The 23,898-nt window shown below is 56.8% G+C and carries 22 protein-coding genes; 5 read left to right on the top strand and 17 right to left on the bottom strand.

The genetic code is table 11. The features are described from left to right. Positions 1-68 precede the first annotated feature (68 nt). The 10 genes from NT137_02795 to NT137_02750 all read right to left on the bottom strand — a co-directional run bounded on the left by NT137_02795 (position 69) and on the right by NT137_02750 (position 12,476). A complete protein-coding gene (locus NT137_02795) occupies positions 69-2,216 on the bottom strand; it encodes a PAS domain S-box protein (GenBank protein MCX6652265.1) in 2,148 nt (715 codons plus the stop codon). A 479-nt stretch (positions 2,217-2,695) separates the two neighbouring features. Next, positions 2,696-3,757 (bottom strand): chemotaxis-specific protein-glutamate methyltransferase CheB, encoded by a 1,062-nt coding sequence (gene cheB / locus NT137_02790; GenBank protein MCX6652264.1) that lies wholly within the window; start codon positions 3,755-3,757, stop codon positions 2,696-2,698. A 24-nt stretch (positions 3,758-3,781) separates the two neighbouring features. Then, positions 3,782-6,067, bottom strand: coding sequence for a response regulator (locus tag NT137_02785; GenBank protein MCX6652263.1), 2,286 nt, complete (start codon positions 6,065-6,067; stop codon positions 3,782-3,784). Next, entirely contained in the window at positions 6,060-8,150 is a 2,091-nt protein-coding gene (locus NT137_02780; GenBank protein ID MCX6652262.1) for a methyl-accepting chemotaxis protein, read from the bottom strand. The genes NT137_02785 and NT137_02780 overlap by 8 nt, the downstream gene beginning before the upstream one ends. A gap of 64 nt (positions 8,151-8,214) precedes the next feature. Further along, entirely contained in the window at positions 8,215-8,856 is a 642-nt protein-coding gene (locus NT137_02775; protein MCX6652261.1) for a chemotaxis protein CheW, read from the bottom strand. Continuing rightward, positions 8,853-10,352, bottom strand: a complete 1,500-nt coding sequence (locus tag NT137_02770; GenBank protein ID MCX6652260.1) for a hypothetical protein — start codon at positions 10,350-10,352, stop codon at positions 8,853-8,855. Before NT137_02770 ends, NT137_02775 begins: the two co-directional genes overlap by 4 nt. Beyond that, positions 10,349-10,867 carry a chemotaxis protein CheW gene (locus NT137_02765; GenBank protein ID MCX6652259.1) on the bottom strand — a complete coding sequence of 173 codons (519 nt, stop codon included), beginning with the start codon at positions 10,865-10,867 and terminating at the stop codon, positions 10,349-10,351. The genes NT137_02770 and NT137_02765 overlap by 4 nt, the downstream gene beginning before the upstream one ends. Continuing rightward, the gene (locus NT137_02760) at positions 10,864-11,400 is read right to left on the bottom strand and encodes a PAS domain S-box protein (GenBank protein MCX6652258.1); all 537 of its coding nucleotides are present in this window, start codon (positions 11,398-11,400) and stop codon (positions 10,864-10,866) included. Before NT137_02760 ends, NT137_02765 begins: the two co-directional genes overlap by 4 nt. After that, positions 11,400-11,804 carry a hypothetical protein gene (locus NT137_02755; protein ID MCX6652257.1) on the bottom strand — a complete coding sequence of 135 codons (405 nt, stop codon included), beginning with the start codon at positions 11,802-11,804 and terminating at the stop codon, positions 11,400-11,402. Before NT137_02755 ends, NT137_02760 begins: the two co-directional genes overlap by 1 nt. A 273-nt stretch (positions 11,805-12,077) precedes the next feature. Beyond that, entirely contained in the window at positions 12,078-12,476 is a 399-nt protein-coding gene (locus tag NT137_02750) for a peroxiredoxin (GenBank protein ID MCX6652256.1), read from the bottom strand. Between the two features lie 197 nt (positions 12,477-12,673). Here NT137_02750 and NT137_02745 point away from each other — a divergent pair, with 197 nt between their 5' ends. Beyond that, positions 12,674-12,868, top strand: coding sequence for a hypothetical protein (locus NT137_02745; protein ID MCX6652255.1), 195 nt, complete (start codon positions 12,674-12,676; stop codon positions 12,866-12,868). A 13-nt stretch (positions 12,869-12,881) separates the two neighbouring features. On the opposite strand, the gene gcvH is transcribed toward NT137_02745, so the two are convergent. Further along, entirely contained in the window at positions 12,882-13,265 is a 384-nt protein-coding gene (gene gcvH / locus NT137_02740) for a glycine cleavage system protein GcvH (protein MCX6652254.1), read from the bottom strand. Between the two features lie 153 nt (positions 13,266-13,418). Here gcvH and hypF point away from each other — a divergent pair, with 153 nt between their 5' ends. Together hypF and NT137_02730 are read left to right on the top strand one after the other, a co-directional pair. Further along, entirely contained in the window at positions 13,419-15,608 is a 2,190-nt protein-coding gene (hypF, locus tag NT137_02735) for a carbamoyltransferase HypF (protein ID MCX6652253.1), read from the top strand. 82 nt (positions 15,609-15,690) lie between these two features. Next, the gene (locus NT137_02730) at positions 15,691-16,176 is read left to right on the top strand and encodes a carboxypeptidase-like regulatory domain-containing protein (GenBank protein ID MCX6652252.1); all 486 of its coding nucleotides are present in this window, start codon (positions 15,691-15,693) and stop codon (positions 16,174-16,176) included. A gap of 26 nt (positions 16,177-16,202) precedes the next feature. Here NT137_02730 and NT137_02725 read toward each other — a convergent pair whose 3' ends face one another. Beyond that, positions 16,203-16,841, bottom strand: a complete 639-nt coding sequence (locus NT137_02725) for a hypothetical protein (protein ID MCX6652251.1) — start codon at positions 16,839-16,841, stop codon at positions 16,203-16,205. Between the two features lie 120 nt (positions 16,842-16,961). On the opposite strand from NT137_02725, the gene NT137_02720 reads away from it, so the two are divergent. Together NT137_02720 and NT137_02715 are read left to right on the top strand one after the other, a co-directional pair. Beyond that, entirely contained in the window at positions 16,962-18,005 is a 1,044-nt protein-coding gene (locus NT137_02720; protein ID MCX6652250.1) for a hypothetical protein, read from the top strand. Positions 18,006-18,148: 143 nt separating this feature from the next. After that, positions 18,149-19,258 (top strand): TIGR00303 family protein, encoded by a 1,110-nt coding sequence (locus tag NT137_02715; protein ID MCX6652249.1) that lies wholly within the window; start codon positions 18,149-18,151, stop codon positions 19,256-19,258. Here NT137_02715 and NT137_02710 read toward each other — a convergent pair. The 5 genes from NT137_02710 to NT137_02690 are packed head-to-tail and all read right to left on the bottom strand — an operon-like array spanning position 19,255 to position 23,882. Beyond that, positions 19,255-19,881, bottom strand: coding sequence for an NTP transferase domain-containing protein (locus tag NT137_02710; GenBank protein MCX6652248.1), 627 nt, complete (start codon positions 19,879-19,881; stop codon positions 19,255-19,257). The two genes, NT137_02715 and NT137_02710, sit on opposite strands and share 4 nt — an antisense overlap. Next, complete coding sequence (gene cobS, locus NT137_02705; protein ID MCX6652247.1) at positions 19,857-20,660, bottom strand: adenosylcobinamide-GDP ribazoletransferase; 804 nt, start codon at positions 20,658-20,660, stop codon at positions 19,857-19,859. The genes NT137_02710 and cobS overlap by 25 nt, the downstream gene beginning before the upstream one ends. Before the next feature lie 2 nt (positions 20,661-20,662). Continuing rightward, positions 20,663-21,790, bottom strand: coding sequence for a bifunctional adenosylcobinamide hydrolase/alpha-ribazole phosphatase CbiS (gene cbiS / locus NT137_02700; GenBank protein ID MCX6652246.1), 1,128 nt, complete (start codon positions 21,788-21,790; stop codon positions 20,663-20,665). 5 nt (positions 21,791-21,795) lie between these two features. After that, positions 21,796-22,800: a cobalamin biosynthesis protein gene (locus tag NT137_02695; protein ID MCX6652245.1), complete on the bottom strand. Its 1,005-nt coding sequence runs from the start codon at positions 22,798-22,800 to the stop codon at positions 21,796-21,798. Next, positions 22,797-23,882 carry a histidinol-phosphate transaminase gene (locus NT137_02690; GenBank protein MCX6652244.1) on the bottom strand — a complete coding sequence of 362 codons (1,086 nt, stop codon included), beginning with the start codon at positions 23,880-23,882 and terminating at the stop codon, positions 22,797-22,799. The genes NT137_02695 and NT137_02690 overlap by 4 nt, the downstream gene beginning before the upstream one ends. Between the last annotated feature and the right edge of the window lie 16 nt (positions 23,883-23,898).

Here is a 23,898-nt window from a genome sequence, read left to right as displayed (position 1 = left end):
GTATCCATAACGTGCTGAGCTGGCCCTGGACGGAGAACCGGGACGCCGAGGGCTCCACCCCTTCTCGATCAGGATGCGTCCGTATGAAGCACCCTATGGACCTCGGCCTGCAGCTCGCGAACGGTGTAGGGCTTGCTCACCACGCCCATGAACCCGAAATCCTCTGGCTTGGACATGATCGGATCGTTGCAGTAGCCGCTGGAGACGATGGACTTCACCTTCGGATCGAGAGCTCTGATCTTTTGCATCGCCTCCTGGCCCCCCATGCCCCCGGGGATGGTCAGGTCCATGATGATGACATCGAACGGCTCCCCGCGCTTCTTGGCGCGCTTGTATAGTTCGATCGCCTTCTGCCCGTCCTCCGCTGTCTCGACCTGATATCCAAGGGCGGTGAGAATCTCGCCCGTGATCTCCAGGATGAACTCCTGATCGTCCATCAGGAGGACCTTTCCGTGACCGGGGGGCAGCTCCACTTGAAGGGGCAGCTCCTTCCCCAGTGGCTCTTCATGGACCGGGAGGAAGATGGTGAACTTCGCCCCCTTCCCTTCTTCGGATTCCACTGAAATGAAGCCATCGTGGCGCTTGACGATGGAGTAGACGATGGAGAGCCCCAGACCGCCGCCTTCTGGCTTGGTGCTGAAATACGGGTCGAAGACCTTGCTCAAATTCGCCTTCGGTATGCCCTTTCCGTTATCGATGAAGGAGATCATCACGAAATCCTTGTCGCTGGGGAGCGCCGCATGAGCTCCTCTTCGACCAGCCGTAACGTTCTTCCCCCGGAGACGGATGATCCCTCCCTCGGGCATGGCCTCCCTGGCGTTGATCAGGATGTTGTTGAACACTTGTACCATCTGGATGTGATCCACGTTCACGGACCAAATATCTGGGTCTATTTCGATCACATGTCGCACGTTGGAGCCGCTGAGGGCGAAGTTCACGGAATCGCTCAGCAGTGACCTGACCGAGGTCCCGCGTTTGATCGGTGCCCCTCCCCGGGAGAAGGTGAGCAGCTGCTGCGCCAGCCCTTTCGCATGGCTTAAGGTCATTTCTGCATCAGAGAGCCTCTCGTGGACCTTGTCACCGGGATTCACATACATCTTGGCGAGGGAGATGTCCCCCAGGACGCCCGTCAGGATATTGTTGAAATCATGCGCTATTCCCCCTGCCAGCAGCCCGATCGATTCCAACCGAAGGCTCTTCTCCGCTTCTTCCTCCAAGATGCGCTGCGCTGTCACGTCCCTGAATACGATTATCACGCCGACGATCCGGCCGCCTATGTCCCATATGGGAGCGCCACTGTCGGCGATGTTCCTAACCTGACCATCCTTGGCGATGAGCGAGGTGTGATTGTCAAGCCCTATGATACCACCGGCCGAGACCACCCTCTCCACAACATCCGGGCATTCCTCCTTGGTCGATTCATTGATGATGTGGAACACCTTGGGGAGCGAGAGTCCGAGAGCGTCATCGTTCCTCCATCCCGTCAGCTCTTCCGCCACCCGATTGAGGAGGACCACGGTCCCATGCTCATCGGTGGCGATAACCCCATCCCCGATGCTGCGAAGCATGACCGCCAACTTTTCCTTCTCTTCCTGGAGCTGGCTGTTCGTTTCTCTCAGCTCCCTGGTCCTCTCTATGACCCTGACTTCCAGTACATCCTTGGCTTGGCTCAGCGCTTCCTCGGCCCGCTTGCGCTCGGTGACGTCCATCAGGAAGTTCAGGGTAGCGGGGCGCCCTTCCCATTCGATCGTGACCGCGCCGATCTCCACCCATTTGATGCTTCCATCCTTGGCTAGCAGCCGAAAGGCGTAGCGGGCCGGGACGGCTTCTCCCCTCAACCGCTTCTGGTGGCGCTCCACCACCATGGCGCGGTCGTCTGGATGGATGAACGAAGGAAAAGGCTTCGACATGAGTTCTTGCTCCGAGAAGCCGGTCATTGCGACGGCCATGGGATTGACCAGCCGCAGCATCCCATCCTGCGCCACCAGGATGGCTTCGGTGGCACTATCCACCAGCAGGCGATACCTCTTCTCGCTATCGCGCAGTGCAACTTCAGCATTCTTGTGTTCGGCGATCTCCTTAAGAAGATCCACCGTCCTTTTCCCCACTTCATCCTCAAGTTGGTCATTCATCAGACTCAACTGTTTCTGTGTCTGGACCAGTTCGGTGTTCCGCTGGATCGCCGCCTCGTAGGTGGAGATGAGCATGGTTAGCATTCGCTGCGGGTCTGCGTTTATGGATCGATTCGCCCCATCCCACGAAATCTCCAAGCTGGCTTGGGTGCGATCTTCCCAACCCAGCATCCTGTTGGCAATGGCCTGTTCGACATTCCTAATGACATATTCTTCACTGTAAGGTTTGGTTATGAAACCGTCCGCCCCACAGTCAAGTCCTTCGAGGACGTCCTTTGCATGGCATAGGACTGTGAGGAGTATTACCGGGATACTTCTGGTCTTCACGTCCGATTTGATCATTCTGCATAATTCATAACCGTCCATCCCTGGCATCAGGATGTCGCTGATGACCAGTGTCGGCATAAGGTCGTCCAAGATGGCGAGGGCCTGCTTGCCGTCGCATGCCACCGTGACCCTGTAATGTCGCTGTTCAAGGACGTATTTCAGTTGTTCAGCCTGCGTGGGACTGTCCTCGACAATTAAAATGTCAATTCTGTCCTGCCCGGCGTTCACATCTACATTCATGGAGGCACGCCCTTTGATCCTTTCACCAGAGTGGCGAGGATTTTCCCAATGCCTTCAGGCGGAAGAATATAGACTGCCGCATCGAGCCTGATTGCCTCGCCGGGCATACCGAACACGACGGAGCTTGCCTCATCCTGAGCGATGGTGACAGAACCTCTGTCCTTCATTGTTTTCAATTCCTCCGCTCCATCTTTCCCCATTCCCGTCAGCAGTACGCCCGCGGCGTGCGAATCCATGACCTCCGCCACCGTGCGAAAGAGATAGGCGACCGCCGGCCTCATACCATTCTCTGGCGCATGATTGCTCAGGACGATTCTCATACCATCACCCACCCCCATATGATGGTTGTCAGGTGCGATGTAACCGTGACCTGGTATCAGATACTCGCCATGAGACGCAATGCTCAACGGAAAATGGGACGTCTCTGTGAGCCAACTTACGAGACCCTCCTTGAACCCTGACGCGATGTGCTGGACGATGAGGACTGGGACAGGCAGATCCTGCGGCAGAATCGATAGAATCTCTTGTAATGCAAGAGGACCACCAGTAGATGCGCCGATAGCGATCAATTCGATCTCTGGCAGATCCCGTGATAAAGGCGCCAACGGTACTGGGGGCGATTTTTCCGCGGTTATCCTGCGGGGAAGACGTTTTACCACCTTGACCTCGGACATCAGTTTAACGGTCTGCACTAATTCCTTAGCGGCTGCATCGAACTCCTGGTGATCGCTGCCCGGCGGACGACGGACAAATGCTAGAGCCCCCGCTTCGATAGCCTTGAATGTCGCGCCAACCTCCTTGGTTCCGGAGCTCGCACTCACTATGACAATAGGCGTTGGCACGGTCTCCATGATCCGGCGAGTCGCCTCGAAACCATCCATGATGGGCATGTGGATATCCATTGTGATGACATCCGGACGCTCCCGCCTGACTACTTCGATGGCTTCCAAACCGTTCCTGGCGACGCCGACAACCTTGACGGATGGATCGGATGTGAACAGGTATATCAAGTACTCCTGTGCCACTGGTGAGTCTTCAACTATGACCACTTTAATCATCTTCTTTCTCCTTTTTGACGATCCTCAAATAAGTTTGCGTACCACTTCCAGCAAATTGCTCTGGTCGAAGTTGCTCTTGACGATGTATGCGGAGGCACCGACCTCGATACCACGCTCGCGGTCCTCGCGAGATTCGAGAGCTGTCACCAGCACCACCGGCAACTCACCCATTTTCTTATCGTCCCGAATCTTGTGGGTAAGCTCGAAGCCGTTCATCCGGGGCATGTCTATATCAGATACTATCATATCGAATTCTCCGCTGCGAGCTTGGGTGAAGCCGTCCACGCCATCCACGGCTGTCATTACGCTATAACCAGCCATTTCTAGGATGTTTTTGATAAGCATGCGCGTCGTGATCGAATCTTCCACAACAAGGATTCTTCTTTTTCGTACTGGTTCCTTTTCCACCGCAGCCTCTATCCTGGTCATCGTGGCCGGGAGCACTGCCGCTCTCATCAGGTCGGGAACATTGAGCACGGGGATAACCTTGCCATTGCCTAGGACAGTAGCGCCGGTTATGTTGCGCACGCGGCTGAGTTGTCTTCCCAAACTCTTCACGAGGATTTGGTGTTCGCCCAGTACCTCATCTACCTGGAAGGCGATGCGCTTTCCGCCGTACAAGAGGATGATCAGTGTGACCTTCAAAACGGTCGGGCTTGCGTTGCCGGAAGCTTCATGATTGTCCTTGTGGATAGGCAATTGCAGCACGTCGACCAGCTTCACAACCGAGAGTACCGTCTCATTCAGCCGGACCGTCTCCCGGTTTTCCACCGTCCCGATCTCCTCCTTGTTTACCCGGAGGACGCGTTCAATATTCATGGTGGGCAACACTAATAAATCTTCATTCACACGCACAAGGACGCCTCTGAACGTCGTGAGGGAAAGCGGCAGAAGAAGGTGGAATGTCGTACCAGTGCCACTTTCAGTGTCCATAGATACGGTTCCTCCGAGCTTTTCTACTTTCTCGCGCACGATAGCCAACCCTAAGCCGCGCCCTGAAAGGTCCGTAATAATGGAACTAGTGGTGATTCCCGATTGAAATACGAGCTCGATGGTCTCCCTAAAACTGAGTTTGCCGGCAGCCTCTTTCGAAATCATTCCAGACCTGATCGCCGCCGCCCGCACCTGTTCAACATCGATGCCTTCGCCATCATCGGATACTAGCATCTCGATCTGGTGGCTGTCCTTCACACTGAAACTTATTGTGATCGTTCCACGGGGCGGTTTATTCAGGCGCGATCGTTCATTTGGATTTTTTATACCGTGGTCGATACAGTTGCGCACGAGATGGACGAGCGGATCTTTAAGCTCGTCTAGTATCCGTTTATCAATCGCAATCTCTGCACCGCGAATTACCAATTCTGTCTCCTTGCCCTGGTCGCGCGACAAATCGCGGACTAGCCTAGGAAACAATTCCATCATGGACATGACCGGGAGCATTAGGACCTTCTTCGTCGCTTCCAAATGATCGTCGACCATCTGGCCTAGAACTCGCTGATCCTGTTCAAAAGCCTTAGTCAAAGCGGATATCCGGTCCAGGAGCAGACTCAGGTATTCCCCGTTCCACTCATGCAAGCCGCCCCTCTCTTGCATTTCTGGTTCGGACTGTGTGTTCTTCCATTTCGCCGATTCTACCTTCCATTTGGCCATTGTTTGGTTGATATCCCTCAATTCCACGGTCCGCTGGTCTAGAGTCATCTTGACCAGAATCATCTCCTCGGCCTGGAGCAGGAGGGGGTTCAGCCCGGAAATGGGTATCCTCACGGTGTCCGCAGTGCTTGGCTTCGCCTCTAACAGTCGGGATGAGGTCGTTGCCTCTTGCGGAGTTTTGGGTAAAACCTCCACGGGCGGCACTTTTGCAGTGGCTCCGGACGTTTCCGGTCCGCTACCTAATCCGCTCTCTTTTGATATGTCAACAAGTTGCCTGACCAGATCCTTGTCGCTCAATCGGTCCTGCGGGGTCGATCCCGTATCCATGGAGGTGACAAGCTGCGCCAGGTAATCCACGACCTTATGGAAAAGGTCCAAATGCGCCGGCACTAGGGATAACTCCCCTCGTTTCAGCGCGGCGAATGCTCCCTCCATGGGCTGGCAGATGACCTCGATGTCCCTGAGGTTCACGGAACGGGCCGCACCCTTGAGACTGTGCACCTCGCGAAAGATGGTCTCTATGACCTCCGTGCGCCTACCCTCATCAGGAATTTTCTCCAGTTCGAAAAGCCCTGAGCTGATAGCGCTCATATGCTCGTTCGCCTCAACGCGAAAGGTCTCCCGGAGCCGTTTGAGGAAATCGTCATTTTTCTCAGTCATCGCTCTTTTGCCCCACTAACTTGGACCGATTGACAAGGTCTTTCAGGTTCTCACCCAGATTATGTAGGTTCTTCGCGGCAATTTCCGCCTGCTTCATGCTAGCGGCAGTCTCCTGTCCCGCCTGATTGATGTTCGTCATGGCTGCTGCTATCTGGTTCATTCCCACAACCTGTTGCTGGCTCGATGCCGTTATTTGTATTGCAGCCTGCACTGCCGCCCCGCTGCTCTCCCCCAGCACCCGTATCGCCTCCCCTGCCTGTGCCGACTGCTTCACGCCCGCGTCAGCCGCCTTGCTCCCCTGTTCCGTGGCCATCACCGCTGCATTTGTGGCCTTCTGGATATCGCCCAGAATGTTACGGACCTGTGCGGTGGCCTGCTTTGACTGCTCGGCCAGGCTCTTTATCTCCTGCGCCACAACGGCAAAGCCCTTGCCATGCTCGCCGGCTCTAGCGGCCTCGATGGCGGCGTTCACCGCCAGGAGGTTTGATTGATCGGCGATGTCCGTGACGGAGGCGATGATACCACCGATGGACTGGCTTTGTTCGCTCAGGCCGACGATGGTTCGCGCGATGGCTTCCATCCGGTCTCGAATCTGACGCATCACAGCGACCGTATCATCCGCGGCCTTCTGACCGGTTTGTCCCACCTGGGCGACCCGCTGAGCGCTGTCGGAGACGCTCTGCGCCTTCTGGGTTGAGAGCTGTGCGGCCTGCCGGACCTCTTCCACCGTGGTGGTGGTCTCGCTGATGGCGACAGCATTCTCTGCGGTGCTGGTAGCGACTTGGGTGGTTGCGGCCAGTATCTCGCTGGCAGCGGTGGTCAGTACATTCACGGTCCCTTTCACCTCCTTCAAGACATTCGTGAGCTCGAGCGTCCGCTGATTCACCATTTCCTCTAGTCGCTCCTCTAGTCGCTTGCGCTCGATGATTCGTCCTATCCGCTCGGCGATGGCATCTATAAGCTGCCTCTCTTCCTTTTGGAACGGTCCCTCATCGAGCTCCGGTCTCTCTTCGAGGTAACCGACTTCGATCCTCCCCACCACCGATTCATGCACCTTGACCGGCGCGGACTGCTTCCATGCGGACTCCCTGAAGTTCCCCGTGCGGAACTCGCTCTCGCCGATCACTATCCTAGCCCAAGCGATCTCCGGGTATTGCCAGCTGTTCGGAAGGATGTTCGTGAGTTCCTGATACAGTCCGTCCAGGGTGAGTCCTTCCCTTTCGGTTATCTCTGCCAAACTGTAGAATGCCTGCAGCTCTTTCATGCGTACCCTGACATCATGTTCCATCCTTTTGCGCTCGGTGATGTCCTGCACCATGTCATGAAGCCCGATGACCTTTCCTTTCCCGTCAAGTCTCACACTACCGATTGCATTTGTCCATCGTGTGCTGCCATCCGGACGGATGAGTTCTAGCTCGAGGTTGTACGGTTCACCAGTAGTGAGTGCTTTCTTGACAGCACGACTCAGACTTTCCCAGCTGGTGGGTGTATAGTGACGCGGAAGCTCTGCATAGGTAGGCGCCGGCAATGAGTGGTCCCTTCCAGCAATATCGTAAAGTTCCTCTGACCAGGTCACCTTATCGCTTTCAATAAGCCAGTCCCAGGTCCCGATGTGTGCCAGACGAAGTGAGTCTTTGATCAGGTCATAAGCAGATGCCAAATCCGCCTCGGTCCGCTTGCGCTCGGTGATGTCCCGGGCTGCAGCAAATACGCCCTGCACCTCTCCGGCCTCGTTTTTGTACACGCTGGCGTTGTAGAGCACGTCAACGATACGACCCGAAGAGTGACGGATGGCGAGCGGGTAATCCTTGACCATGCCCTGCGAGAGCACTTGCTTGTAACCAGCCCTTGCCTTTTTGGGCTCCGTAAAGTAGTTAGAGAAATCACTGCCTATCAGACGTTCGCGGGTTAGGCCCGTCATCTGCTCTGTGGCATTGTTCACATCGGTGATCTTGCCACCGGGACTGATAGTGACAAATGGATCGAGGCTTGCTTCGATCAGGCTGCGGGCATAGAGCGACGCGGCGCGTAATTCGTCATCCTTCATTTTACTGTCGGTGTTTTTTTTCATTTTTTCTGGCATTTTCTCTTCCTCCTTTTTGCAAACCTGAACTCATGGGTCGCTATCTTGAACGACATCAACTGCCTCACGGTTTTTCTGACTCTTCATCCACCATGACCTTCTCGTCGCCTAGTATCTTTTTTGCGTCTATGACGATGACCCGTTCCGCCGTGACCCCCTTCAGATACTCAGCGCCGATGCCGGTAACGGTAGGTGGCAATGCCTGGATGGCTTTGAGCGAAATCTGTCGCGTCCCAAGTACGGTATCTGCCAATATTCCGAACTCCATCTCTTCGTTGCGGATGATGATGACTTTGTTCAGCTCGCCTAGGCCCCTCCTAGGGATGTTGAAAAATCTCGAGAGATCCACGACAGAGAAAATCTGTCCCCGCACATTGATGATACCCAGCACGAAGTTTGGAGTCCCCGGTAGCGGGGTGTAATCTTTCAATTGATATACTTTCCTGACGAATGCGGACTCGATGGCATATGTTTCGGATCCAAGACGGAACTCGATGACAACGATTAGATCATTCGCTGTCACTTCCTGAGCCGGTTTCCGAGCTAGGATGCGGGCGCGCGCCCGTAGAATGCTGTGTTTTTCTGTTTGAGACGGCGCAACTTTTTGATCGAGCATATCTTTCTTCGTTTCCTCGCGGCGGCTAGATTCGCTCCTATCCATGGGCGCTTCTTGCTCCTCAAGGGAGGGGGTGTTGTCATTTTTCAAGTCAATGCACCTACCTGAATAGTGGCGATAACAATCTCCCTGAACCTGCCCGCCGTGATTCCTTCACAATCAATCAGTAAGTCATCCTGTTGGTAAGAACTGAGTATCGCAAGAGCGTTATCAAAACATTTCTTTGCCGCCCGTTTGTCTCCTCGGTGCATCACCAGGGTGCCCATGGCAAAATGCGCCAGCACGAAATCAGGATCGATATAGAGCGCCCGCCTGAGCGAGGCGATGGCATCGCCCTCCCTGTTCTGTTCCTGAAGAATGGTCGCGCTAAGGTAATGCAATCCGGGATCGAGCTTGTTGATGGCTATGGCTTTTTCGCATAAGGCCTGTGCATCGGCAAGCCTGCCTTGGTTGGCTAGTTCCCGTACCATATGCGCTATCGTCTGCGGCGTGCTTTCACTAGGCTTTTCCACCATTTCTGCATCAAAGCTTCCCAAATTGATATTTGAAGCCCCTACGGATTCGATCTTTTGCGACAAGGGGCTTTCGACAGACACTACAATTTCTGGTTTGAATGACAGGAGCCCGGGTTCGTCGAGTTCGGCTCCGACCATGGTCATGGAGTCCAAGGATGTTAGAACCGGGACGTTCTGGAGTGGGAGCCACTTTGAGAATGAATCATCTGACGACCCGGATTCCAATGCACCCTTCCTATAGATAATCGCCCCAGGGAATTCAACCGATGAAAATTGTGAAAAGAGATGCTGGGAAAGCTCCGTAGAGCTGACTGCCAACCATCCCCCGTCCAGAAGAGACCGCCCGAGACATTGCGCGATCTGTTCGGCTCGCTCCTGCGTAAAATACATGAGCACGTTCCGACAGAATATGATGTCCATGGCGTTGGTGTTGTTCACGGGCGATGGATATTCATCCTCAGCCAGGTTCAGGTAGGCGAATGTTATCATCTTCCGAATATCTGGCAGTATCTCGAACATCCCGTTCTTCTTGTCCAGGAAATAATCTTCTTTGAACCACGACGGAACGTTACGGAAAGACCAATCAGTGTATTTACCGGCTATCGCTTTTCGCAAATTGCGGGTATTGATATCGTTCGCCAGGATGGTAATATGCCAATCATCAAGATCAGGGATCGCCCTGCGCAGCGCAATGGCGATGGAATAAGGCTCCTCGCCGGTGGCGCAGCCAGCGCTCCATATTCTCAACCGTTTCTCTCCCTTTTCCCGCCCCCGGACCAGTTCCGGCAGGATATGTTCTTCGAACGCTTCAAAGATTCTTGGTTCGCGCCAGAAATATGTCTCTGCAATCGTAAGATGACTCGCTAAGATATCCATCTGCTCCCTGGTTAGGGGCGACGATACCAGCCACTGAACGAAGGCTGTTCCATCGTTAAAACCGAATTCTTTGGCTAGCGGACCTACTTTTCGTTCGAGGCCATCCCACTGCTCCCTGGGAAAATGCAACCCCATCCTTGTAGCGATGAATTCGCTCAATTGGGAAAGTAGGCTCTCCGGGATGCTATTCTTCAATTCGTACCTCCTGTCAGTGCAACATCCAACGCTCGCTCCTCATCGATTGATAGGAACCGGTCGAGGTCAAATATCAGAACAAGACCACCATCCAGCTGTGCAACTCCCCGAATGTATTCCAAAGAAGGTATGATCTGGTCGGCATCCACGCTCTCCCCTTCGGCAAGTGCACGCACACCGACAACAGAATCGACCACAAGCGCCACGGTTCGCGTAGATGTGAGCGCGATGATGAAACGGTCGTCTAGGTCCATCTCGCGAGGTGGCAGGCGGAAGCGCTTGCGGACGTCGATCACCGGGATGACCTGCCCTTGTACATCGATTACACCCGAAACAATATCCGGTGCTTTCGGCAGAGGCAATATCTCGACTGCCCGAACGATACGCTGTACGACTTGGAGATGAAGGGCGTAACGCGGCTCATCGAGAGAAAACGTGACGATTTGATCGTGGTTTGCACGATGGACGTCTATCGTATTATGGCCAGGGTTATCATCAGAATTGGCTTTTCTCATTTCCGTATTCTTACCTCCTTCGATATTTTATTCTTCTTGCGTGCCCGGATAGTCAAATCAATGTCGTTCGGGTTGTCTTCTTCCTTCGTTTTTCTCAACTTTTCGACTTTCTTTCGTTCGATGATGTCGGTGTCACGGCCTTGGTAGCCTCGCAGGGTTCCAGCAGCGTTCAGCAGGGGGATGCCGCTGGTGGAGTTCCACAGGGTGCGGCCGTCCTTGACCAGCACGGCATGCTCCAGGCCGACGAAACGCTCCTTGTGCTTGAGCACCTCGAAGGCCTTTGACTTGATCGTCTCGCGTTCAGCTTCCACGACCAGGTCGAAGAAGTGCTTCTTGCCCACCAGCTCGTCCGGGCGGTATCCCCAAACGACCTCGGACACACTACTGACATAGATGAAGAGGCCGTCCGCGTCGGCTTCCCAAGTGACGGTGTTGCTCTGCTCGGCCAACTGGTCGAACCGGGCCTCGGTCTCGCGCAGCGCTTGCTCCGCCCGATTGGCGAGCGTGATATTGCCTTCGGTATCCGAGACCATTATCCCACGCCCAGGGTTTCTAAAATGGTTCTGTATCTCTCTTCGCTGCTCCTTGCATCCTCCTCAGCCTTCTTACTCTCCGCGACGACCAGCAACTGAAGAGCGCACAAGAGCGATACGAAATAGACACTGGCGATGATGATCGGCCGGTTCACGGCGGCGATGTTTAGAGCCCCAGGCGACTTCAGGAAGAACCCGAACACCATGAGCGGGGTCAAGAGCAGGGCCAGATAAATAGGGAAGCGCCAGTTCTTAGTCCAAAGGGTGAGCGTGACCGGGATGACATATAGCATCCCGACTGCCATTCCCACTTTTGTGTAGACATCCAGAAACAGGACTGCTACTATCGAAGCGGCTATGGCCAGGTATAGACCGTAGGCTTTCTGAGAGGCGTCCCAAGGCAAGCCCATACATCTCCTCGCAGGATGTCGACTGGATCAGTCTTCGATGGCATGACTCGATATCCATAATATCACTTTGATTGGTGGTATTAATACATTCCTCCTAATTGACTCCCTTGAGATGCGCCTAGATGGGGCCCACATGCATCTTGCCATATCCCTAGCCTAGGAAGGTACTCGACCCTCGGAAGTTAATGCCAGTTTCGATCCAGCGGGAATTGTTCGATTCTGGATATCTCCTTCCAGAAACGCTCATCTCTCGGCGATTGCCTGGCCTCAGCTTTTGACGTTAATCTCAGCTAAGACCCTCAACCCTTCCTCGATGTGTTTCTTCGGCTGCAACTGGGACGAGAAGACCATTCGAATCGTGCCATTCTTGTCGATGAGAAATGTCACCCTTCCCGGGGTGTGAGCCAGTCCCCGCGCGCCATAAATGTCGCGCACCTTGTCGTCCACGTCACTGAGCAATCTGAAAGGCAGTTCGTGCTCGACGGCGAACTGCTTGTGCGTCGCCACATCATCCGCGCTCACTCCTAGGACGACCGCCCCGCCTCCCTGGAACTGCTCGTGCATATCTCGGAACTCGTGCGCCTCCATGGTACATCCCGAGGTGAAGTCCTTTGGATAGAAGTAGAGGACGATCACCTTCTTGCCGATCAGTTCGGCCAGATCCACAATGTGCCCGTCCTAGTCAGGAAGCCTGAACACAGGTGCCTTATCTCCAACGCTCAGCATCTCTGACATTTCCATCACCGAGTAGATGGGATGAGAGCCGGTTCATCATTAATTCTGTCCTAGGAAGCCGAAAAGCTGAACTTGGTGTTGATACACTTGTTCTATCGAGGAAGGACATGAGCTGCCACCTTAGACACTTGGACGAGGTCCTGAAGGAAGCGAATATCGAGGTGACCACGGAGAACCGCAAGAAGATCGATGAGGTCATTCACAAGATCGCCGGTGTCCACTACAAAAGCTGTCCAGCCGCCTGGAAGGAGGTGAAGCGGCTCATGGCCGAGGATGAGGATGCCCTGGTAAGAAGGATCAAGGAGGAGTTCGCCAAGGCCTGAGGCCCTGGCCGAATCACTCGTTCAGCAGTTTCTTGTAGGCGGCGGCGTCCAGGAGCTGCCTTGCCTCGGTGGGATCGCTCATGCGCACCTTGGCGAACCAGCCTTTCTCATACGGGCTGTGGTTCAAGATCCCAGGCGCATCGTTGAGCGCTTCGTTCGCTTCCACCACCTCTCCCGCCACGGGACTGTAGATGTCGGAAACGGTCTTCACGCTCTCCACCGCGCCCAGCCTGTCGCCCTTCTTCACCTTTGCGCCGATCTTGGGCAGTTCCACGTAGACGATGTCCGTGAGCTCCTCTTGGGCATGGTCGGTGATGCCCATAGTGCTCACATCTCCCTCGACCTTGAGCCATTCGTGCTCTTTGGTGTAGCGCAATCCATCTGGAACCAGACTCATCGCAGTCCCCGGCTCGGTATCCAGTTGCCGGATATATGATTTGTGCGGATTCCGTTGCATCAGTCATCTCCTTCTCCTGAGACCGAGGCAATCGTCCGGTTGCTTCTCTGAAAAACGATTTATACGCTCGACCGCTTCGATTCCCCCGTTCAAATGAAGATCGTGGTCCACGGCGTGGTGCAGGGGGTCGGCTTTCGACCGACGGTGCATCGGATCGCCACCTCCATGGGACTGAATGGATACGTCCAGAACAACGGCTCCAACGTGGTCATCGAGGTCGACCGGGACGGAGAGGAGTTCGTCCGACGATTGAAATCAAACCTTCCGGCTTTGGCGCGCATCGATTCCATCGAAATGGAGGTGGGACTCGAGGCAGCAGAACTGGACACGGGATTCAGGATCGTCCATAGCCAGCCAGGCGCAAGAGGAGTGGCCATACCCAACGACGTGGCCATCTGCCCGACCTGCCATCGAGAGATGTTCGATCCCAGGAACAGGAGACATTTGTTTCCGTTCACCAACTGCACGGACTGCGGCGCCCGCTTCACGGTCATAGAGGACCTGCCATACGATCGAGAGAAGACCTCCATGCGAGATTTCCCCATGTGCGAGGAGTGTCGCCGGGAGTACGAGGATCCTGCGGACCGAAGGTTCCATCACCAGACCATCTCCTGTTCAAAGTGCGGACCTTCTTTCTATCTCCTCGACAAAGAGGGGAAGAGGGTCGAAGGAGACGCCGCCCGCACCTTCGCCTCATTGCTGGAGCAAGGCGCTGTCGGCGTGGCAAAGAGCTGGGGCGGGATGCACCTGTGCTGCACGTTGCCAACCCTCCCCAAAATGCGCGAATGGTACCGGCGGAAGGAGAAGCCGTTCGCGATCATGGTACGAGACCTGGACGCGGTGCATCGGTACGGAGATCCAGAGCCGTTCGAAGAGGAGCTGCTCACCTCTACCCATCGCCCTATCGTGCTCATCAGGAAGAAGGAAAGCGAGGTCACGGAGCTCATCTCGCCTGGCCTAGGCAACATCGGCCTCTTCCTTCCCTACACGGAGATGCAGCAGCTGCTCTTCCACTATCTGAAATTGGATGCACTGGTGATGACCTCCGCCAACGTCCCCGGCGAGCCGATGGTGCTGCGGGATGAGGACGCTCTCGATCTCGGAGCTGAGTATTACCTGCTGCATGACCGCCAGATCATCAACCGCTGCGATGATTCCGTGGTTCGAGCGTTCGGCAGGAACACCTTCTTCATCCGCAAGTCCCGGGGACACGTGCCTACCAGTCTACCTTTCGATGCCAAGGGCAGCGCCATCGGCGTGGGAGCGCAGGAGAACATCGTCGGTGCGCTCGCCTTCCACGGTCGCATTCATCAGACGCAGTACATCGGCGACGGCTCTTCCTACGGCGTGATCGAGTTCCTAGAGAGCGCGCTGGACTATCAGATGCGCCTGCTTGGCGTGGACCGGGTCGATGTTGTTGGCTTGGACATGCATCCCGGATACACGACCCGCAGGCTAGCCAAGCGACTGACCGAGAAGTACGGAGCGGAGGGCGTGGAAGTGCAGCACCACTGGGCGCATGCCGCCGCGCTCATGGCCGAGAGCGGTCGAGATGAGATGGTCGTCCTCACCCTCGATGGGACTGGCTACGGCGACGATGGAGTTGCTTGGGGAGGGGAAGTCCTCCATGCTACCTACGACTCCTACGAGCGCATCGGACATCTGCAAGAAATCCCTTTGCTGGGGGGAGAGAAGGCGGTCTACGACGTCCGCAGGCTGAGCTTCGCCTTCCGGGAAGCCCTCGGCCTAGGGTCCAGTTCCATTCCCGATCACGAGGCGGAGATACTACGGAAGATGATATCGAAGGCGCCCCGAACGACCAGCTTCGGCAGGGTGCTGGATGCCCTAGCGGATGAGCTGGGGATCTGCCACTACCGTTCCTACGATGGAGAGCCAGCGATGAAACTGGAACAGCATCTGGAGCAGGGGAGAGAATCGCTCGAGATCGACGTCGTGCACAAGGGAGGCACGGTGATGACCGTCCCCATGTACGGGCAGATGCTCGAATCTAGCGGGACGACGGACGAAAAAGCTCGTTCCATGGTCCTGGCAATGCTCGAAGGGTTGGTTGACATCGCCGCCGACAGAGCGCAGAGCGCGAACCTCAAGGAGATAGGCATCACGGGCGGGGTATCTTACAACCACACCATCACCGCAATGGCTCAACGGTTGGCAAAGGAAAGGGGACTGGAGCTTCTTTGCCCGGATCTATTGCCTAATGGGGATGGGTGCATATCCACTGGTCAATGCGCCATCGCCCTGAGGAAGAGCACCGACAAATGAGTTGCGGCGGAATCGAAGGTGAGCTCCCGTGGCGCAAATGATTGATATTGGCTCGACCATGCCTATTTCCGGAGAAGATAGGATGCACAAGTTCTGGACCGTGGCTGCTGTCCTGCTCATTATCCTAGGCACGACGTTGGTAGCGATAGCAGCGGGACAGGCATCCATTTCACCAGATAGCAGTACATCAACAACGCGATTCGGGCTCGCTACGTATGCCGACGGGACGGTCAAGGGCGTGATCAAGGACGCTGACGGAAGAATCATGGACCAAGCCGATGTAAGACTGATGAACGGAACGATGACGTCGGCTGCCATGATTACCTCATCCGACGGGGCATTCTCGTTCACGTTAACAGCGGGCAGCTACAACCTGACCGTGAATAAGACGGGTTACCAGATGTACCAACGACCTGTCACTCTCGCACAAGGTCAGACTCTCGATCTGGGCACGGTGACGATCTCACGAGTGCCGGACTACCTATGGGCGGTCGTTGTGGGTGCCATCGTTCTAGGAGCGGCATTTCTAGCGGTGCTCATGCAACGAAGGCAACGGCTAAGAAGGTAAAGCAGGTCATGTGTCGGAGCTAGCGTTCATTCCTTCAGCTTGCGTGATTCACCCGCTACATCCAGATCGGTGAGCCGCTCATCCGGGAAGCGTGTCGTGGGAAATGAGAAATGCATCTGGCGGAACAGCCATTTTCCTTCGAGCCTCTGCAACACAGCGGTGAAGCGCATGGGCCAGACGAACCTCTCCCCGCGCATGAACTCGGTCAGCACGTTGGACGCCCCTCTCGCCACCTCGGCCACTTTCTCCTCATCGCTCATCGGGCCGTCCACGAGCTTCTTGATATATCGTAGGTGGTTGCTGATCGCCTCTTCCTTGGGAAGCAACTTCTCCACGAAGGCATTGCAATCCAGCCAAGCGATTTCGCCCTCGACCTGTATCGCCGCCCGGTCCACGTGCCAGTAGACGTCGCCCCAGCTCCTCCAGTCGGATTCGATGAGCTTTCTGGCCGCCTCCACCTCCCGAGCCCAGCGTTCGTCCCCGGCCATGATCCCGCTGGTGCTGATGACGCATACCCTTCCATCCGAGGGAAGGAGGGAGCGAATGACCTGGTCGAACTCCTTCTCGCTCTTCTTGGCGTAAGCACCCTGCAAGGTCCGCAGGACATCCCGTACCTGCGCGGTATCATCCTTGGCGGTCTTTTCCCGCTTCTGCCTTCCCTTCATGAAGCACCCTCAGTAAACTGGGGGATAATAGCCCTTTCTGGCTTCCGTCCCAGCTCGCTCTTCTCGCAGCGAAATCATTCAATACGCATAGATGGATTCGCCGGTTGGACGAGTCATCCAATGAGCACGCTGATCGTTCTTCTCGATGGCGCCGCGGACGACCGCATCGAGGAGCTAGGGAGCCGCACGCCACTGGAGGCGACGGACAAGCGCTTCATCGATTCCGTCGCATCCAGCGGCAGATTCGGATGCACCGACGCTCGGGGCTACACCCACCTCTTCATGCTGGAGTTCATCGGGGGACGCCCTCTGAACGTGCCGAGAGGGGTCATCGAGGCCATGGGCTATGGCGTCCCGCTGGAGGAAGGAGAGGTCGCCTATCGCCTCAGCCCGGCCAAGCTGCATGACGGAAAAGTGGCTTGGGAATACCAGATGATGTGCGAGGACGAGGCGAAGCTGCGTCTCCTGGCCAAGAAGCATTCCAAGTCCATTTCCTCCCTTCATCCGCAGCTCTTCTTCTATTGCCAAGGCAAGGGCATCCTCAAGGTCCGCTCCGATAGAGTGGAGGAGCTCCCCGCCCCGCCCACGCCGGTCAGCATCAAAGGAAGGGAGTTCGGGGAGCTAACGCCATTCATCCAGGAAATGGGCTCTTACAACGGCGGATTGGTGGTCATGCCTTGGGGAGGAGGGAAGCTCATCAAGAAAGGGGATCGAGGTCCACTGCCATCCAGCAAAGGGATGGTGTTCTTCTCCAAGAGCCCGTCCGTGCTCGGCGTGGCCTCTTATTTCGGCCTAGAGAATCACGAAGTGAGCAATTATGCCGAGGGGCTGAAGCGATCGCTGCCTCGTCTGGCGGAGGGCAATGTGCTCTGGCACATCGAAGAGACGGACGACATCAGCCACAAACGGATGCCGTCGAAGAAAGTGGAGATGCTGTTGGACGTGGATCGGTTGCTCAGCTCGAACAAGAAGAAGCTGCAGGGGCACAAAGTGGCTTTCGTCATCGATCATGGCACCTCTTCACTGAGCGGCGAGCATTTGATCATGAAGGTGCCGTTCGCGGTCGGTCCGGCCATCACCAAAGGAAGGGCAGGGAAGAGGTTCTGCGAGATCGAGGAGGATTTCGTTCCGCTGCCCGGACTGCTCGACGCCATCCTTCAGTAGGGCGGAGGATTCGACATTACGGTGACGGTGCGATTCCGATGTTGCCACATTTCTCAAGCCAGATGCATCACTTCAGCTCAATCATTATATAGCCGCCAATCCTTCAATTGGATGAATAATCCAACTGACGAAGAGGGAGAGTTATGGCGACAACGATTCCCAAGGACATCATCTTCAGCCACGAGGAGATGAAGGGGAAGAAGTTCGTGCGCAAGCTGCTGGGCAAGGCGCCCACCTACGTCTGCATCATCGGCAACACAGAGACAGGCAAGATCCCTGGCATCTCTGCAGCGGGAGCGAACCCCCAGATCACTGACTACACCCCCGCCGCAGACATCGAACTGCTCTATTTCGGCTGGTGCAAGTGCATCAATGGAGTGCCAGTGACGCCCAACGGCATCCCTACACCTGGTCTCATCACCATGTCCGCCATCAAGCTGACCTCCATGCCAGTGTTCGCAGTGAACGGAGGTGTGAATGTCAGACCGAACTCCCCCTACTTCGAGCTTGGCGGAACTCCGGGCAAGGACATTCGCACGGGAAAGGCATTGGACGATCCACGCAAGGTCTTCGACCACGCTGTGGAAGTGGGCAAGGCCCTGGCCAGGATCTCCGATTACTTGGTCGTGGGGGAATCCATCGCCGGGGGAACCACCACGGCGTTAGGCGTATTGGCGGCCATGGGCTATGATGCGGAAGGCAAAGTGTCCAGCAGCCTTCTGGAGAACCCCCATTCTCTCAAAGCGCAGGTCGTGCGCGAAGGATTGAAGAACGCGCCCTTGACCATGGAGCAGATGCGGAAGGACCCGATGGCTGCCCTGGCGGCCATGGGCGATCCGATGATCCCTGCTGCGGCAGGTGTGGTCGTAGGAGCGGCACGCTCCGTTCCCGTCATCATGGCCGGCGGCACCCAGATGGCCGCCGTTCTGGCGGTGGTCAAAGGCATGGATAAGGGCGTTCTCGGTAACGTGGCCATCGGCACCACCAGATGGATCGTGCAGGACAAGGGCTCGAGCATCGTTAGCCTGGTGCAGCAGATCGCACCGGTGCCCGTGATCGCGGCCGATCTGGATTTCGGCCATTCGAAACATGAAGGGCTGCGCATCTACGAGACCGGCCTGGTCAAGGAGGGCGTGGGGGCCGGTGGCTCGTCCATCGCTGCCATGCTTACTACCAGAGGACGAGTGGACGCGGCCGCCCTGCTGCAGGAGATCGAGGAGAACTACGAGAGGTTGATGGCCAGGAAGGCTTAGACTTTCTTCCTTTTCTTCAGGACCTTCTCCGCGAACCTCAGATTGGCGACGGTGTTGATGTTCACGGCGAAATCCTCCAGCTCCGTGAGCATGTATGCCTCATCAAGGTACTCGTTGCGGAGCATCATGTCCCGGTCCACGATGCTGATGCCACAGGGAACGGCCATCTGGCCGTTCATCTCCATGGTGAAGGTCGGCTCCGCGTTCATGTTCTGAAACACCTCCACCGGCACCCCGACCACAATGGATGATTTCTTGGACCGATAGAAGGCCGTGACCACGGCGTCGATGGAGGATGTCCGCAGGAGAGGCATGTCCGCTGGCACCACCAGTATGTAGGGAGTGGAGAGCAAATACATGGCATAGCGAAGGTCCTGGACATAGCCTTCGCCGGGGGTGCGCACGAACCTGTATCCCTGGGATTGGACGTGCTTCTCCGTGCGGGGCGTGTTCTGGCTCACCGAGACCACGATCTCCGAGATCTCCTTCGAGCCTTTGAGCGCCTCCAGCACATGATCGACCATCGGCTTGTCAAGGATCTCGATCAGCGGTTTCTCTTGCTTCAGCTCGCCTATCCTCGTTCCCCTGCCGCCAGCGGTCACCACCGCACTGACTCGAGGCATCTGATCACCAATACCAGCGTCATCAGCACTATCGGTCGAGCGATCTCGTTCGTCGCTCCCAGCACGTCTCCGTTCACGATGCCGAAGGAGCGCATGGCAAGCTTCGCCAGCACCGCTCCGACCAGGGAGCTGACGAGCACCAAGGAAAGGCCGATGACCACTACCCAGATGTCGCTCCATCCGGAGTAGGGCTTGAGGAAATAGCCGAGGACGAAAATGATGAAGAACGACAGGACGGCAGAGGCGAGGGCCGTGCCACCCTTGGCGTTGCGAACGAAGATGCCCCCCATGCCTTCCGATGGCTTCCCGACGGAGGCGCATGCCACCAGAGCGTTCTTCGCCAGCACCTCCGCCATCAGGGGGATGAGGAACAGCAAGGCCAGGGGCTGGTTGGCGAACATGGCTAGGGCGAGCACGGAGAGCGATTCGAAGAAGAAGAGGTAGGCAATTCCACCAGCGCCGGATCGGCTGTCTTTCATGGCCGCCAGCTTCTTCTCCTTTCTTCCGCCGGCCAGCAGGCCATCGCCTAGATCGCTCAGGCCGTCGATGTGCAGGAAGCGGTTGAGGCCGTGCACGAACAACAGTGCCAGAAGGGCGGCGACAAGCGAAGAGAACACCTGATCGGCCAAGAGGAATACCAAGCCAGCAACGCAACCGAAGAACAATCCGACGATAGGCACCGACCAGAAGCGATGCGCCAAAGCATCGACCTCTTGACCGCTGGCATCGGCTGGAATGATGGTGAAGAGGGAGAACTGCGCCTTGAGGATGGAGAGCACCCCTATCTTCCCGCCCCCAGAAGGTCGGTGTAGACCTTGGACATCGTTCCTCCGACCAACGCGCCCACGATATCGTCCATGAAGGGACCGAGCTCGCCGATGATGCCCGGCTTCTTGCGATCGTAGCGGGTGTACTCGAAGAGCCCCCTAGTACCCGAGATGTACTCCGCCAAGGCGATGCCCATGAGCTCGTCCGCCAGCAGGTGCACCGGGTCCTTTGCGAACTCGCCCTTCCCCAGGCCGTGGATGTTGTCCCGACCCCCTTGCTCCTCCATCAGCAGCGCCGCCTGCACCATGGCGTTCACGTTGACGTCGTCGTTCAGAAGCTTGATGTGCGCCATGAAACGCTGGTGGATCATCTCGGTCTCCCACTGAGGGTTGGAATAGTAGAGTTCCTTGGCCGCGTTCCAGAGATCATCGAGACTGATTCCTTTCTCTTGCAGGCGGGAGAGCATGTCCAGCGGAGCCGTCCCGTTGTACCACTTGCGGATGCTCTGCCCCACCGCCTTGCGCACCGCCCTGGACAGGGCGATGCCGACGTCGGTGGCCGTGCCGGCGTAGTGGCTTCCGTTGCCTTTCGGGCATGCCACGGCGACGGCGTCGCTCGTGGTCCCCGTACCCTTCACGCCGCAATCGATCATGGCGGCGGTCTTTGCTTCGGTGATGGTGATGATGGCGTTCGCCAGACCGGCCGGCTCAAGAGGGACGTTGACCGCGGCCACGATGTTGATGGTGCCCGGCTTGGTCAGGGTGGCCAGGATCGCATCCGGCACCAGTTCCCCGGCCATGACTGCGTTGACGACGCCGGCGGTGGCTACGACCGACGCTTTGACTCCATGGTACTCCTCCTCGGTGGTGGAGATGACCTTCTTCACGTCCGCCGCGGTCATGAAGCATACCGTGTCCTCCTTCAACCCCAGCCCATGGCAGGTCTTGCGCATGTCCTCGTCTGGGTCCTGACCGTCGTAGCCGCGCTCCACTTGGATGATGAGCACCGTGTCCGCTTCCACGAACCCGCCGTTGCGCAGGGTGGATGCGAGCACTTTCATCTTCTCTGGGAAGTGAACAATGGCTCCATTCCCCCCGTTCAGGGCCTTCACCTCCACCTTCGGTTTGAACGTCTTTCTCATCTCTCTCACCCGAACAACAGATGCGTAATGACTTGCTCAAATAAAAGCTGGACCTGCAGCCCCAATACCAGGAACAACGGCAACGCCACCAGGAAGAAGAACAGCAGGGACGAGCCTTTGGCGAGCTTCACCGTCTCCCGGATGTAGCGGGGGTCCTCGGGCAGAAGCCCATCGCCAAAGGTGTAGTGGCCGATCTTCTCCATGCGGATCCCCAAGCCTCCGGCGAATGCGGCCATGGGCCAGCCCTTGTTCGGTGATGCGGTCTTGGTATGATCCCGCAACGCCGTCCGGTAGGCTTTTCTCCAGTCCTTGCCCATTATCTTCAGCGCAAGCAGTATGAACGGCAGGGAAAGCCTTGCCCCGATCCAATTGGTGGCGTCGTCCAGCTTGGCGGAGAACCAGCCGACGTTGCGGTGCTTCTCGCTCAAGTAGCCGACCATGGCATCGAGGGTGTTGGAGACGCGGTAGAACACCACTCCCGGAACCCCAGCCAGACCGAAGAAGAGGAAAGGAGAGAAAATACTGTCGATGGTGTTCTCGGCCACGGTCTCCACCGCGCAGGAGGCCACGTGCCCCTGGTCCAATGTGCTAGTGTCTCGACTAACCACCATAGAGACCCTCTTCCTAGCTTCTTCCAGATCACCTTTCTCCAGCGCCTCCATGACCGGGAACACATGACGCTCCAAGGCCTTCATGGCGAAGAGCGTCTTGAACAGCAATGCGCATACGATGGCCCAGACCAGCATCCCGAAGAGGCTGTGTAGGACCGCGATCAATACCGTGAGGCCGAGCACGAAGACCAGGATGGGGATCAAGGCCACGAGCACGCCCATGGCACGTTCCCTCCTCACCCGACCATGGCGCTTGATGCTTCCATCCAAGAGACCGATGAGCTTGCCCATCCACACCACTGGATGGAGGGCGTTCGGCGGTTCCCCCAGCAGAAGGTCCAAGATGACCGCGGCGACCGCGAACGCTAGTGCATAGAGGATGATCGGATCGAAGTTCACGTCCTGCCCTCCCTGCCCAGGACCGCACGGAACGCCTTGAGCAAGAGCGCGTCCTTCTCTGGGGTCTTGACGCAGAAGCGGACGAAACTTTCGAAAGGTGGACCGAAGGAGCGGCAATCGCGGACTAGCACGCCTTGCTCCATCATCCTCTCCCGGAATCTAGCTCCAGTCATCTCGATGGGTCGAAGATCGAGGAAAAAGAAGAAGCCGTCAGGCATATGGACCGTGAGCGATCGGAACTGGCCGAGCTCCTGGTGCACCCTCCGCTTCTCGTCATCCAGCACCTGAGCCCCTTTCCGTACGTAATGGAAATGGTCCGAGATCAGCGAAGCGGAGACCTCCTGCTCGATCTGTCCCAAGTTCCAGGTCTGCCTTCCCCTCTCCAGGCAGGCGGCCATGCCCTTCCCTGCCAAACCGTATCCTACCCTCAGCCCGGGAATGGCGAAGGACTTGGTCAGCGAGCGGATGATGAGCAGGTTGTCGTGAGCCTCTACTTCCGACGAGAGGCTGATCTGTTCCTCGTCGGGAAGGAGCTCCAGCAGCGTCTCGTCCAAGAAAACGATGACGTTCAGGCGCTCGCATTCCTGCAGGAGCTCGAGCACCTGGCGACGCGGGCAGACCATGCCCGTGGGGTTGTTGGGATTGCACAGATAGACCGCCTTGAAAGAGCGGTCCAGCTCACCCAAGAGCGATTCCACGTCCACTCGGAAAGCATCCTCTTCAGGAAGGGCGAAGGGCACCACCTCCGCTCCCATGAACCTGCAAGCGAACGCATACTCGCCGAAGGTGGGCCGGGGCATGAGCACCTTGTCCCCCCGCTCCAGAAAGACCTCGGGAAAGAGGCGGATGATCTCGGAGGAACCGACCCCTGGCACTACGTTCTCTTTGACGAGCGAATGATGATCGGCCACCGCCCTGCGGAAGCGGTCGCTCGAGTCATCGGGATAGTGATCGAGCTGCTTGGACGCCGCAAGCAGCATTTCCTGCAGACCGGGAGGCGGACCGAAAGGATTCAGGTTGGCACTGAAGTCCTCCAGCCCGCTGTAGCGCCAGCCGTCACCGCCGTGCTGCGGGCGCTCCATCCTCGCCACCTCTTGC

This window comes from Methanomassiliicoccales archaeon (assembly GCA_026394375.1).
GTDB lineage: Archaea > Thermoplasmatota > Thermoplasmata > Methanomassiliicoccales > UBA472 > JAJRAL01.
This window is presented reverse-complemented; position numbering and strand designations above follow the sequence as displayed.